11 protein-coding genes are annotated in these 13628 nt (G+C 66.4%); 9 read left to right on the forward strand and 2 right to left on the reverse strand.

All coding sequences use genetic code 11. The features are described from left to right. The 6 genes from mdoH to JNN06_RS05195 all read left to right on the forward strand — a co-directional run. Positions 1-1629: glucans biosynthesis glucosyltransferase MdoH (gene mdoH, locus JNN06_RS05170; protein ID WP_291238526.1), on the forward strand; the 1629-nt coding region annotated here is incomplete at its 5' end. Beyond that, positions 1616-2812, forward strand: a complete 1197-nt coding sequence (locus JNN06_RS05175) for an OpgC family protein (RefSeq protein ID WP_291238527.1) — start codon at positions 1616-1618, stop codon at positions 2810-2812. The genes mdoH and JNN06_RS05175, both read left to right, overlap by 14 nt. Positions 2813-2946: 134 nt before the next feature. Further along, on the forward strand, positions 2947-3588 hold the full coding sequence (locus JNN06_RS05180; protein ID WP_291238528.1) for a TetR/AcrR family transcriptional regulator: 642 nt from the start codon (positions 2947-2949) through the stop codon (positions 3586-3588). Between the two features lie 4 nt (positions 3589-3592). Then, entirely contained in the window at positions 3593-4777 is a 1185-nt protein-coding gene (locus JNN06_RS05185) for an efflux RND transporter periplasmic adaptor subunit (RefSeq protein WP_291238529.1), read from the forward strand. 10 nt (positions 4778-4787) lie between these two features. Further along, complete coding sequence (locus tag JNN06_RS05190) at positions 4788-8078, forward strand: efflux RND transporter permease subunit (RefSeq protein WP_291238530.1); 3291 nt, start codon at positions 4788-4790, stop codon at positions 8076-8078. 80 nt (positions 8079-8158) lie between these two features. Continuing rightward, positions 8159-8725, forward strand: a complete 567-nt coding sequence (locus JNN06_RS05195) for a DUF4202 domain-containing protein (RefSeq protein WP_291238531.1) — start codon at positions 8159-8161, stop codon at positions 8723-8725. A gap of 70 nt (positions 8726-8795) precedes the next feature. Here JNN06_RS05195 and JNN06_RS05200 read toward each other — a convergent pair whose 3' ends face one another. Then, positions 8796-9608, reverse strand: a complete 813-nt coding sequence (locus JNN06_RS05200) for an enoyl-CoA hydratase (protein ID WP_291238532.1) — start codon at positions 9606-9608, stop codon at positions 8796-8798. Between the two features lie 57 nt (positions 9609-9665). Here JNN06_RS05200 and JNN06_RS05205 point away from each other — a divergent pair, with 57 nt between their 5' ends. Beyond that, the gene (locus JNN06_RS05205) at positions 9666-10070 is read left to right on the forward strand and encodes a PaaI family thioesterase (RefSeq protein ID WP_291238533.1); all 405 of its coding nucleotides are present in this window, start codon (positions 9666-9668) and stop codon (positions 10068-10070) included. A gap of 6 nt (positions 10071-10076) precedes the next feature. On the opposite strand, the gene JNN06_RS05210 is transcribed toward JNN06_RS05205, so the two are convergent. Beyond that, complete coding sequence (locus JNN06_RS05210; RefSeq protein ID WP_291238534.1) at positions 10077-10412, reverse strand: polymer-forming cytoskeletal protein; 336 nt, start codon at positions 10410-10412, stop codon at positions 10077-10079. Between the two features lie 161 nt (positions 10413-10573). Here JNN06_RS05210 and JNN06_RS05215 point away from each other — a divergent pair, with 161 nt between their 5' ends. Next, entirely contained in the window at positions 10574-11539 is a 966-nt protein-coding gene (locus JNN06_RS05215) for an agmatinase (protein ID WP_291238535.1), read from the forward strand. Positions 11540-11597: 58 nt separating this feature from the next. Beyond that, positions 11598-13283, forward strand: a complete 1686-nt coding sequence (locus tag JNN06_RS05220) for an amidohydrolase (protein ID WP_291238536.1) — start codon at positions 11598-11600, stop codon at positions 13281-13283. Positions 13284-13628: the final 345 nt, after the last annotated feature.

Below are 13628 nucleotides of genomic sequence, written 5' to 3' on the forward strand. Positions count from 1 at the left end.
ACCTGGTGGCTGGCCTGGGGGGCGGTGCAGGGGCTGATGGGGCTGACCACTGAGGCGCTGCCGCCGCGGGTGCAGCTGCAAGGCCCGCTGAGCGAGCGCACGGTGATCTTGGTGCCGGTCTATAACGAAGACCCGGTGACCACCTTTTCCCGCGTGGCAGCGATGGATGAAAGCCTTCAGGCCACCGGCTTTGGCGATCTGTTCCATTTCGCCATCCTGTCGGACAGCCGCAATGAGGGCATCGCCGCCAAGGAACGCCTGTGGTTCCTGCGGCTGGTGCAGGACCGCAAGGCCGAGGGGCGGATGTTCTATCGCCGCCGCACCGACAACAAGGGCAAGAAGGCCGGCAATGTGGAGGATTTCATCATGAAATCCGGCGGCGCCTACGAGCTGGCGCTGATCTTGGATGCCGACAGCCTGCTGGAGGGCGCAACCATCGTCGAGATGGCGCGCCGCATGCAGGCCGAGCCCGACATCGGCCTGTTGCAAACCCTGCCGGTGGTGACGCGCGCCGAAACCCGCTTTGGCCGCGCCATGCAGTTTTCGGCCGCTTTCCACTCGCCGATCTTTGCGCGCGGGCTTGCCATGATGCAGGGCCGGTCTGGCCCGTTCTGGGGCCATAACGCCATCGTCCGGGTGCGCGCCTTTGCCGAAAGCTGTGGCCTGCCCGAGCTGCGCGGCAAGCCGCCCTTTGGCGGCCATATCATGAGCCATGATTACGTCGAGGCGGCGCTGCTGGCCCGCGCGGGCTGGCGGGTGCGGCTGGATGACGATTTGCAGGGCAGTTTCGAGGAAGGCCCGGAAAATCTGGTCGATCATGCCAAGCGCGACCGCCGCTGGTGTCAGGGCAACCTGCAACATGTGCGGCTGCTGCATGCGCCGGGCCTGCTGCCCTGGAGCCGCTTCGTGTTCTTTCAGGGCATCATGGCCTATATCTCGCCGCTGTTCTGGATCGGCTTCATGCTGGCCTCGGTGGCGGCGCCCTTCTTCGCGCCCGCGCCCGATTACTTTCCCGAACCCTATTGGCCCTTCCCCATCTTCCCGCAGGCCGAAACCTCCAAGGCCATCGGGTTGGCCATCGGGGTCTTTGGCCTGCTGATTCTGCCGAAATTCGCCGTGGCGCTGCATGCGGCGATGAGCGGGCGGGCGCAAACCTTCGGCGGGGCGCTGCGGGCCTTCGGTTCGATGCTGGCGGAGCTGCTGTTCTCCTCGATCTCGGCGCCGGTGCTGCTGTGCTATCAGACGCGCAGCGTGTTTCAGGTGATTCTGGGCCGCGATGGCGGCTGGCCCACCAACAATCGCGGCGATGCCCGGCTGAGCCTGGCCGAGGCCTGGGCGGCGAGTCACTGGGTGGTCTGGACCGGCGTGGTCAGCCTTGCGGCAACGTGGTATCTGGCGCCATGGCTGGTGGTGTGGATGCTGCCCGTGCTGGTGCCGATGATGCTGGCCCCGCTGATCATCAGCTGGTCCTCGCGCAAGGCCAGCGGTGGGCTGTTCCTGACGCCGACCGATCTGGAGGAGGCCCCGGTGATGCGCCGTCAGCGCGAGATCCTCGGGCAATGGGAGGGCGAGATGCACGCCATGACGGAAGCCCCGGCCACCACAGGGTCCGCGCATGTCGGGGCCTGAGGGAACCGCGATGGGCGGCGCGCGCTCGGTGCGCGACCTGCGGCTGGACGTGCTGCGCGGTCTGGCGTTGATCTCGATCTTCATCAACCACACGCCCGGCACGATCTACGAGAACATCACCACCCGCAATTTCGGATTTTCCGATGCGGCAGAGGGCTTTGTGCTGATGTCTGGCATTGCGGCCGGGCTGGCCTATGGCAAGTTCTTTGCCGGTCCCGGCCCCTATTGGCCGGGCGTGGGCAAGATGTGGCGGCGGGTCTGGGCGCTGTATCAGGTGCATATCGTCACCACGATGATTGCCATCGCGCTGTCGGCGGGCTTTGCCTATTGGGGCGGGTATTTCCCGCTGATGCAGCGCAATGCGGTGACGGCGCTGCACAAGTTTCCGCTGCAAGCGCTGGTCGGCATCCCGCTGCTGAGCCATCAGCTTGGCTATGCCAATATCCTGCCGCTTTACGCCGCCCTGCTGTTTGCCGGGCCGGTGATGCTGTGGTGCGCGCATCGTGCGCCGCGGCGGCTGCTGGTGGTCTCGGTGCTGGTTTACGGCGTGGCGGCGCAATGGTGGATCAACATTCCCAGCTTTCCCAACAAGGGCGGCTGGTTCTTCAACCCGCTGACATGGCAGCTTTTGTTCATCATCGGCCTGCTGACCGGCCTTGCCATCAAGCGGGGCGAGCGTCTGGTGCCGGTGAAGCGCTGGCTGGTGGTGGCCTGCCTGTTGTTCATGGCGGTTTCGGCCTTTGTGGCGCTGAATATTCCGGTGGCGGGCAAGCCTGCGCAGGAATGGTTTGGCCGGGGCATGTGGCATGTGCAGGAGGCGCTTCATACGCCGTGGTTCGTGCTGGGCTTTGACAAGACCTATCTGACGATGCCGCGCCTGCTGCATGCGCTGGCGCTGGCCTATGTGCTGTCCTGCTGGCCCTGGCTGCGCCGGGCCTGCGCCAGCCGCTTTGCCGCGCCCTTTGCCCTGCTGGGGCGCAACGGCCTGGCGGTGTTCGGGCTGGGGGTGGTGTTGTGCTATACCTGCAACGGGATCAAGGCGATCTCGCCGCCCAGCCTGGCGCTGGACAGTGCGCTGATCGGTGGCGGCATTGCGCTGATGCTGGCTTTCGCTTGGTCCAAAGAGGCATGGCGCCGGGCAGAGGCGCGGGCCGAGGGGCGCCCGCTGTCCCGCGCGGAATGAAGGCCCGGCGGGCGGAGTGATCCGCCCCGCCTTTCCCTGCGTATATTGACCGAAACAGCAATTTGATTGACCAAATGGTTCAGGTCTGGCATTGCTGTGAATGAACGTTCATTCCGTCAATCTGCGGGTGTCTGATGGCCTTCTGCCTTGCCCATTCCACGGCGCCGCCCGATCCGCGCGAGGCGCGCGAAGCCGAAATCCTGCAAAGCATCCGCACCACCTTTGCCGAAAAGGGCTTTGACGGCGCCTCGATGCAGGAGCTGGCGCGTGCGGCGGGCATGAGCGTGGGCAATTTCTATCGCTATTTCCCCTCCAAGGCGGCGATGGTCGAGGCGATGATCCGCCGCGATATTGCCGATGTGGAGGCCAAGTTCGCCGAGGTGCTGGGCGCCCCCGATCCGCTGGCCGCGCTGCGCCAGGCCCTGCATGAGCGCGTGGCCGAGGAATGCGGCGGCTGCGTGGATGGCCCGCTTTGGGCCGAGATCAACGCCGTTGCTGCCCGCAAATCCGAAATTGCCGCCGTGGTGCGCATGAAGGAGGCCGAGGTGACGGCCTTTCTGACCCGCGCCTTCAGCCATGTCACCCGCCTGCCTCTGGCCGAGGCGGAGGCCCGTTTCTGCCATCATGCCAGCCTGCTGGTGATGATGGTGAAGGCCACCGCGATGCAGGGGCGGCTGGATGCCTCGCGCCCGGATCGCGAGGGGCTGCTGCACCTCATTCTTCGTATCATCGACGTGATCCTGTCCGAGGTCGCGTCTGCCCGGGCTGAAAGGTAGAGCCATGCGTATTCTGACTGTTTTGTTGATCTCTGCCTTGCCGCTGTCGGCCCTGCCCGTCGGGGCGCAAACCGGGACGGAGACGGAGGGCGCGCCCGCCGAGCGGTCCTCTGCGGCGCCGGCCATTTCGGTCTCGGCGGTGTCGATGCGCCATCTGCGCGACCGGGTGATCGCGGGCGGGCTGGTCGGCGCCGTGGAGGAGGTGCTGGTGCAGCCGCTGGTCGAAGGCCAGCCCATCGAGACGCTGGAGGCCGAGGCGGGCGATTTCGTCGAGGCGGGGCAGGTGCTGGCCACGCTTTCGACCTCGACGCTGGAACTCAGCCGCAGCCAGTTGAAGGCCGCGCTGGCTGCGGCCCGTGCCTCGGTCGCGCAGGCCGAGGCCGGGGTGCTGGAGGCGCGCGCCTCTGCCGATGAGGCGGCGCGGGTGGCCGAGCGCAGCAAGGCCCTGAACAAGAGCGGCAATGCCAGCCAGGCGGCGCTGGATCAGGCGCTGGCCACGGCCACGGCCAGCGCGGCCCGGGCCGAAGCAGCGCATCAAACGCTGGAATCGGCGCAGGCTCAGGTCGAAAGCGCCGAGGCGCAGCTGGCCAATGTGGAGTTGAACCTGACCCGCACCAAGGTGGTGGCGCCGGTGGCGGGCGAGGTTCTGTCGCGCAATGCGCAAATCGGGGCGGTGGCTTCGGCGGCTGGCACGCCGATGTTCGTGCTGATGAAGGACGGCGCGCTGGAGGCCAAGGCCGAGATTGCCGAGGCCGATCTGGTGCGGCTGCAACCGGGGATGGCGGCGCTGATCCGCACCGCCGGCAATGCCGAGCCGTTGCGCGGCAAGGTGCGGCTGGTGGAGCCGGGGGTGAACTCCACCTCCCGGCTCGGGATTGCGCGCATCGCCATCGAAAACGCCCGCACGGTGCGGTCGGGCATGTATGCCGATGCCGAAATTCTGGTGGCTGAGCGTGATGCGCTGGCCGTGCCGGTCTCGGCGGTCGGGTCAACGGCCGAAGGCGCCATCCTGCGCAAGGTGGATGCCAAGGGGATCGTCAGCGAAGTGGTGGTGAAAACCGGCATTCGGGATGGCGCCTGGGTGGAGATCACCGAAGGCGTGGCCGAGGGCGACCAGATCGTGACCAAGGCGGGCGCTTTTGTGCGTGACGGGGATCATATCAACCCCGTCCTGACCGCGACGCAATGAGGGGCGCGCCATGAATTTCTCTGCCTGGTCGATTCGCAACCCGATTGCCCCGATCCTTGTCTTTTTCATCCTGATGGTGCTGGGCTGGCAAAGTTTCAACAGCCTGCCCATCACGCGCTTCCCCAATATCGACGTGCCCTTGGTCGCGGTGTCGGTCTCGCAGGGCGGCGCCGCCCCGGCCGAGCTGGAAACCCAGGTCGCCAAGGAGGTCGAGGACGCGGTGGCGGGCATCGCGGGGGTGAAGAATGTCACCACCAAGATTTCCGATGGCAACAGCCAGACCCTTGTCGAATTCCGCATGGAAGTGCCGACCGACAAGGCGGTGCAGGATGTGAAGGACGCCATCGACAAGATCCGCGGCGATCTGCCCGCCGATGTGGATGAGCCCATCGTCTCGCGCGTCGATGTCGAGGGGCAGGCGATCATGACCTTCGCGGTCTCGGCCCCCGACATGACGATGGAAGAGCTGAGCTGGTTCGTGGATGACACGATCAAGCGCGCGCTTCAGGGCCGCCCCGGTGTGGGCCGGGTGGATCGTTACGGCGGGGCCGACCGCGAGGTGCGCATCGAGCTGGACCCGGTGAAGCTGGGCTCCTGGGGGATCACCGCGCAGGCGGTTTCGGCGCAGCTGCGCGCGACCAATGCCAATATCGGCTCGGGCCGGGCCGAGCTGGGCATCACCGAACAGTCGATCCGCACGCTGGGCAATGCGCAGACCGTGGAGACCCTGTCGAACACCATGATCTCGGTGGGTGGCGGGCGCCATGTGCGGCTGACCGATCTGGGCACGATATCCGATACCTATGAGGAGCTGCGCAGCTTTGTGCGCTTCAACGGCGATCCGGTGGTGACCTTTGCCGTGTTCCGCGCCAAGGGGGCCTCGGAGGTCTCGGTGGCGGAAACGGTGAATACGGCGCTGGACACGCTGCGCGCCCAAAACCCCGGCGTGGGCATCGAGCTGGTCGATGACACGGTGTTCTATACCTATGGCAATTATGAAAGCGCGCTTCACACCCTGATAGAAGGTGCCGCTCTGGCCGTGCTGGTGGTCTTGGCCTTCCTGCGCAACTGGCGCGCCACGCTGATCACGGCAGTGGCCCTGCCGCTGTCCGCGGTTCCGACCTTCTATATCATGGATCTGCTGGGCTTCTCGCTCAACCTTGTGTCCTTCCTCGCCATTACGCTGGCGACGGGCATCTTGGTGGATGATGCGATCGTGGAGATCGAGAATATCGCCCGCCATATCCGCATGGGAAAATCGCCCTATCGGGCGGCGATTGACGCGGCGGACGAGATCGGGCTGGCGGTGATTGCCACCACCTTCACCATCATCGCGGTTTTTGTGCCGGTCAGCTTCATGCCCGGCATTCCGGGGCAGTATTTCCGGCAATTCGGCATGACGGTGGCAATTGCGGTGGCCTTCTCGCTGCTGGTGGCGCGGCTGATCACGCCCTTGATGGCGGCCTATCTGATGCGCGCCAAGGATGCGGTGGGCCATGGCGACGGCCATGAAGACGGCTGGTTCATGGCGCGCTACATGGAGGTGGTGCGGCGCACCACGGCGGGCCATCTGTGGGTCATCCCGGCGCGTTATCTGACGCTGCTGGGGGCCATTGTGGCGCTGATCGTGTCGGTATTCTTCATGGTGCAAGTGCCCGGCAGCTTCATGCCACCCGAGGATGTCAGCCGGATTTCGGTGTCAGTCGAACTGCCGCCCGGCACCACGCTGGATGAAACCGAGCGCGCCACCGATCAGATGTATGAGCTGATCAAGGATGTGGAAGGGGTGGAGCGCATCCTGATCGTGGGTGGCACCTCGCCCACCGGCGATCTGGACCTGCGCCGCGCCTCCATCGCGGTGATTCTGGAGAAGCTGGACCATTCGCTGCTGCACAAGCTGGGCCAGATGGCGAATGCCGTGCCGGTGGTGAATCTGATCGTGCCCGATGTGGCATCGGAGGGGCGCGAGCGGCCGCAAAACGTGATCGAGGCGGAAATCTTTGATCTGCTGCGCGCCGTTCCCGATGCCCGCATCACCAAGCTGAACGACCGGGGCGAGCGGGATCTGTCCTATTCGGTGCTGTCCTCGGACGAGGCGGACCTGAACACGGCGGTGGCGCAGCTGGAGGCGGCGCTGTCGGGCAACCCCGATCTGGCGAATGTGGCCTCCTCGGGGGCCTTGCCGCGCCCCGAGCTGCATATCGAACCCAAGCTGCAAGAGGCGGCCCGGCTGGGCGTGACCACGGCGGCGATTGCCGATGTGGTGCGCGTGGCGACGATTGGCGATTATGACGCGGCGCTGGCCAAGCTGACGGTGGACAACCGCCAGATCCCGGTGCGGGTGCGGCTGAACGATGCGACGCGGGGCGACATTGCCCGCATCGCGGCGCTGAAAGTGCCCACCGTGACCGGCGGCACCGTGCCGCTGAACGCGGTGGCGGAGATCACCATCTCGCAGGGCCCCTCCATGGTGGAGCGCCTGAACCGAGAGCGGAAGGCCACCATTGGCGCGAACCTGCCGGTGGGGGTGGCGCTGGATACGGCGGATGCCGCCTTCCAGACGGCCATCGACGGGCTGAAGCTGCCGCCCAGCGTGCGCATCACCAAATCCGGCGATGCCGAGATTCAGGCCGAGATGAACCAGAGCTTTGGCAATGCCATGCTGATGGGGCTGATGCTGGTGCTGTCGGTGCTGGTGCTTCTGTTCCGCTCGGTCATTCAGCCCTTCACCATCCTGTTCTCGCTGCCGCTGGCGATTGGCGGGGTGGCGGCGGCGCTGATCATCACGCAATCGGCGCTGTCGATGCCGGTGATGATCGGCATTCTGATGCTGATGGGGATCGTGACCAAGAACGCCATCCTGCTGGTCGATTTCGCCATCGAGATGCAGGCGCGCGGGATGGACCGCTTTCAGGCGGTGATCGAGGCCGGGCACAAGCGGGCGCAGCCGATTGTCATGACCTCCATCGCCATGTCGGCGGGCATGTTGCCCTCGGCGCTCGGGGTGGGCGAGGGCGGGGCCTTCCGCGCCCCGATGGCAACGGCGGTGATCGGCGGGATCATCGTCTCCACCGTGCTGAGCCTGATCGTGGTGCCGGCCTTCTATCTGATCATGGATGATCTCTCTGCGCTGATCGGGCGGCTGACGCGCGGTCTGGTGGGCCAGAAAGAGCGCGAGGCCGAGGTGCTGCCGCCCGAGGCGCTGACCGAGGGCCTCACCGATCTGGAGGCGCGGGTCAGCCAGTTGGAGCGCCGCCCGCCGCCGGGCGAGGCCAAGCCCAAGCTGATCGTGGCCGAATGACCAAAGCGCCGCCCCCGACCGGGGCGGCGCTTTCCTTTTGCGGCGGGCTTTGGCAGTCTGGGGCAAAACAGGAGAGGCGCATGGCAGATCTGGCAGCGGCCCTTGCGGCCATCGACGCGGCGAATGCCGCAGACCCCACTTTGGAAGACGGGCGCCCGGCGGCGCTGCTGAATGGCGAGCGGATGAGCGCAGAGCTGGAGCGCCGGTTCCCGCAGGCCGATGACGTGCTGCGCATCGCGGCGCGGGGGCAGCATGTGGAGCGCTGGCTGTTGCCCCGCAAGGAATATCCCGAGGGCAAGGTGGGCTATTTCGCCTGGCGCCGCGAACAGGCCCGCCGCCATGCCGCGCGGGTGGGCGGCATCATGGCGGCGGCGGGCTATGACCTTGACGCGCAAGAGCGGGTGGGCGTCTTGCTGCGCAAGGAAGGCATCAAGCGCGACAGCCAAGTGCAGGCGCTGGAGGACGTGATCTGTTTCGTTTTCGTGCGCCACTATTTCGCGGGGTTCGCGGCGGCGGAGCCTGATCTCGACATGGTGGATATTGTCGCCAAGACCGCGCGCAAGATGTCGGCCGAGGCGCGGGCGCGGCTGCTGGCGGAGTTCGCCTTGCCGGAGGCCTTGGTGCGGGCGGTGCAGTCGGCGGAGTGAGGGGGCGCTGCCCCCGCCGCGCCTTTGGCGCGACTCCCCCGGGATATTTGGGCCAAGATGAACGGGGGTGTCAGCCCCGGTCTTGCCAATCGGGGGCGCGTTTTTCGAGGAAGGCCTGAATGCCCTCCTCGGTGTCGCGCCACAGCATGTTTTCGGCCATGACCGCGGCGGTCTGGGCATAGGCAGCCTCAAGTGGCAGGCCGATCTGATCGTAGAAGGCGCGCTTGCCGATCTTGACGGCGGCGGTCAGCTTGGCCGCGACGGTTTGCGCCAGGGCGAGGGTCTCGGCGGTCAGCACCTCGGGCGGGACGACGCGGTTCACCAGACCCAGCTCGCGGGCGCGATGGGCCTCGATGAATGCGCCGGTGGTCAGCAGCTCGAACGCCTGTTTGCGCGGCAGGTTGCGGGTCAGCGCCACCATGGGGGTGGAGCAGAACAGGCCGATATTCACGCCGTTCACCCCAAAGCGCGCGCCCTCGGCGGCGACCGCCATGTCGCAACTGGCAACCAGCTGGCAGCCTGCGGCGGTGGCGATGCCATGCACTTCGGCGATCACCGGCTGGGGCAGGGCGGGGAGGCGCTGCATCAGGGCGCCGCAGCGGGTGAACAGGTCGAGGAAATAGGCGGCCCCCTTGTCGGATTGCGCTCGGGCCGCTTGCATCTCGCGCAGGTCATGCCCGGCGCAGAAGGCCTTGCCCGAACCGGCGAGGATGACGACGCGGGTGGTGGCATCCTGCGCGAGTCTGTCCAGCGCCCCGGTCAGAGCCGCCAGCATGGCATCGGACAGCGCATTCAGGCTGCCCGGCGCATTCAGCACCAGCCGCGTCACCGCGCCGTGACGTTCGGTCAGGATCAGGCTGTCGGGCAGATCAGGGTTGGCCATCTTGTGTTTCCTCCGCTTTGGCAGAAGGCTAGCGTCAGGAGAAAACGGAGGAAAGCCATGAATGTCGCCGAGTTGCAGGCCTTTCTGGGGCGCGAGTTTCCGCAGGTGGCGGGCGATTTCGTCGTGGAGGCCGCGGGCGAGGAATGCGTGATCCGGCTGGTGGTGGCCGAGCGGCATCTGCGGCCCGGCGGCACGGTCTCGGGCCGGGCGATGTTCGCGCTGGCGGATGTGGCGATCTATCTGGCGATCCTGCATCGGCTGGGGCCGGTGGCGTTGGCGGTGACCACCAATTGCAACATCGACTTCATGCGCAAACCCGCAGCCGGGCGCGACCTGATCGCGCGCACGCGGCTTTTGAAGCTGGGCCGCGTGCTGGCTGTGGGGGATGTGCTGATCCAGTCCGACGGGACGCCTGAGCCCGTGGCGCGGGCCTCGCTGACCTATTCGATCCCGCCGAAGTAGCGCGCGTCAGGCCTTGCCGCGCACGAACTGGCCCTCGATCTGGGCGCCGCTTTCGATGCTGACATTGTGGTAATTCACATCGGCGCGCACCTGGGCGACCGAGCGCAGGGTGAGGGCGGCGCAGGAAATCTGCCCTTCCAGCTGGCCGCGCAGATCAACGGTTTCGGCAGAAATGGCGCCGGTGATGCGCCCCTCGGCGCCCACCACCACGGTGCGGGCGGCGATCTTGCCATCAATGCGGCCCAGAATCTCCACCGTGCCTTCCGAGCCGATATCGCCGGTGATCACGACATCCGGCCCGATCAGGGAGCGGCCGGCAGGGGGGCGGGGCGATTCGGTCATGGAAACTGTCCTTTGGAGGCTTTGGCCGATGAAGGCGCAGGGGCGGTGAAGGGTCAAGGCCCTGCGGCGGCGCGCCGGAAGATATGTCGTTTTCGGGCATGACTTTGCCGGGGCGCGGTGTTTGACTGCGATCTGATCAAATTCGCGAAAGGCAGCGCTCGATGGCTCAGGACGCGTTCTTTACCCCGGTTTCCGGCTTTGACCTGCCGCGCTTTGCGGGCGTGCCCACCTTCATGCGGCTGCCGCATGTGGGTCTTGACCATCCGCGCATCGGTGAGGTGCAGGTGGGGCTGATCGGCGCGCCCTGGGATGGCGGAACCACCAATCGCCCTGGGCCGCGCCATGGCCCTCGGCAGTTGCGCGATGCCTCGACCATGATCCGGGCGCAGAATGGCGTCACGGGCACGCGGCCGTTCGAGATGGTGCGCTGTGCCGATCTGGGCGATGTGGGGCCGAACCCGGCGGATGTGATGGACAGTCTGGCGCGGATGGAGGCGTTTTATACGCAGGTGCGCGCCAAGGGCATCATCCCATTGACCGCCGGGGGCGATCATCTGTGCAGCCTGCCGATCCTGCGGGCGCTGGCGAAGGATCGCCCGCTGGGGATGATCCATTTCGACAGCCATACCGACCTGTTCCACAGCTATTTCGGCGGCACGATGTATACCCATGGCACCCCCTTCCGCCGCGCGGTGGAGGAAGGATTGCTGGACCCGAACCGGGTGACGATGATTGGCATTCGCGGCAGCGCCTACGACAATGAGGATCGCGATTTCGCGCGGGCCGTGGGCATCCGGGTGATTCCGATCGAGGAGTTCCATGCCCGGGGCGTGGAGGATGTGATGGCCGAGGCGCGGGGCCGGGCGGGCAGCGCCGATACCTATGTCAGCTATGATATTGATTTCGTCGATCCCGCCTATGCGCCCGGCACCGGCACGCCGGAGGTGGGCGGGCCGACCTCGTGGCAGGCCTTGCAGGTGGCCATGGGCTTGCGCGGGGTGAAGATCGTGGGGGCCGATCTGGTCGAGGTTTCGCCACCCTTCGACCCCTCGGGCGGGACGGCGTTTCTGGGCGTGTCGATCATGTTCGAGATGCTCTGCGCCATCGCCGAGGGGCAGGCGGCGTAAGGGGGGCGCTGCCCCCGCCGCGCCTTCGGCGCGACTCCCCCGGGATATTTTTGAACAGATGAAAGGGCGCGCGATGCAGGCCGATCTGATTGTGACCAATGCCAAGGTGTTGACGATGGATGCCGGGCGCCCGCGGGCCGAGGCGGTGGCGATCCGCGCGGGGCGCGTGCAGGCGGTGGGGACGGCGGCAGGCATGGCCGCTCTGGCCGGGCCGGAGACGCGGGTGATTGATGCGGGCGGGCGCACGGTGCTGCCGGGCTTTGTGGAAAGCCATCTGCATCTGGTGCTGGGCGGTGCCGAGTTGACGCAGTTGCAGCTGGGCGGGTTGCATGGGCTCGACAATCTGAAGGCGGCATTTGCAGCCTATGCCGAGAAACACCCGGAGGCGCCGGTGCTGCTGGCGCAGGGGGCGGAATATGGCATTCTGGCGCATCCGGTCACCCGTCACGATCTGGATGCGGTGATCGCGGATCGCCCGATTGCCATGATGGCGCCCGATCATCACACCGTCTGGGCCAATACGGCGGCCTTGCAGGCGGCGGGTCTGCTGCACGGCGCCGAGATGCCGCATGGGCATGTGGTGGTGATGGGGGCCGATGGTCTGGCCAGCGGCGAGCTGCGCGAGTTCGAGGCTTTTGGCCCGGTGCTGGCCCTGGGCGGCGAGGCGCATCTTCAACTGGGCATCGCCACGGGGGGCGAGCCGGAGCCCTGGCCCTCGGCCGCGCAGCGCGAGGCCGATAAGCGCAAGGTGGCGGCAGGTCTGGCCCATTGCGCGGCGCATGGCATCACCAGCATGGTGAATATGGATGGCAACCGCTATACCTGCGCCCTTCTGGCCGAGATGGAGGCCGAGGGCCGCCTGACCGCGCGGGTGAAGGTGCCCTTCCATATGAAGCCGCATATGGAGCTTGCGGAGCTGGACCGGGCCGAGGCCCTGCGCGCCGACTATCACAGCGACATGCTGCGCGCGGGCTTTGTGAAGATGTTCATGGATGGGGTGATCGACAGCCGCACCGCCTATATGATCAACGATTATCCCGGCGCGCCCGGCGAACGCGGCGCGCCGCTGTTCCCGCCCGCGCAGTTTGACGCGATCTGCATCGAGGCCGACCGGCGCGGGCTGCAAATCGCGGTGCATGCCATTGGCGATGGCGCGGTCCGGCAGACCATCAACGGCTATGAGGCCGCCCTGCGCGCCAATGGCCGCCCGGATGCCCGCCACCGGATCGAGCATATCGAGCTGATCGACCGCGCCGACGTGCCGCGCCTTGGCGCTTTGGGAATCACCGCCAGCGTGCAGCCTCCCCACCCGCCGGGGGTGATGGATTTCCCGCTGGAGCCGACGATGACCGTGGGCTTTGCGCCGCAGCGTCGCCGCGATGCCTATCTGTGGCGGACGCTGAAGGATCACGGCGCGCCGGTTGCCTATGCTTCGGACTGGCCGGTGACGGATGTTTCGGTGCTGCGCGGCTTGCAGGGCGCGCTGACCCGTGCCCCCTATGAGGGCGCTGCGGATGAGCGGCTGAGCCTGATGGAAACCCTGCATGCCTATACGGCGGGGGGCGCCTGGGCCGCGCATATTGAAGACCTCTGTGGCACGCTGCGCCCGGGTCTGGGCGGCGACCTTGTGGTGATCGACGGTGACATCGAGGCGATTCCGCCAGAGCGACTCGGCCAGACCGCCATCGCCCTGACGATCTGCGCCGGAAAGGTGACGTATCAGGGGGGCATCCTGCCGCTGTGAGGCGGAAAGGCGCAAAAATTATACCAATGAAACAAGGGCTTCTGCGACGGTTTCGTGAATTTTTCGCAACTTCATGCTTTTTTGCCCTTGCGGGTTTTGGTGCCCGGGCCTAGAAGCCTCCTCACCGAAGCGGAAGCGACGGGATGCAGACGCGGGACGGGTTGAACGACCGGAAGCGCCGAAGCGAAAAATCGGAAATGGCCCGAAGGAATGGCTGAGAAATCAGCGCCTGAAAGGTTTTTCCACGCTCTTTGACATTGATGGAAATCTGAAGAGATATGTGGGCGGTTTGGTCGTTTCGGCGATTGGATGCTTGCATATCGGCTCTCTAGCTTCGGCGATGAT

Source organism: Gemmobacter sp. (genome assembly GCF_016792925.1).
GTDB lineage: Bacteria > Pseudomonadota > Alphaproteobacteria > Rhodobacterales > Rhodobacteraceae > Gemmobacter.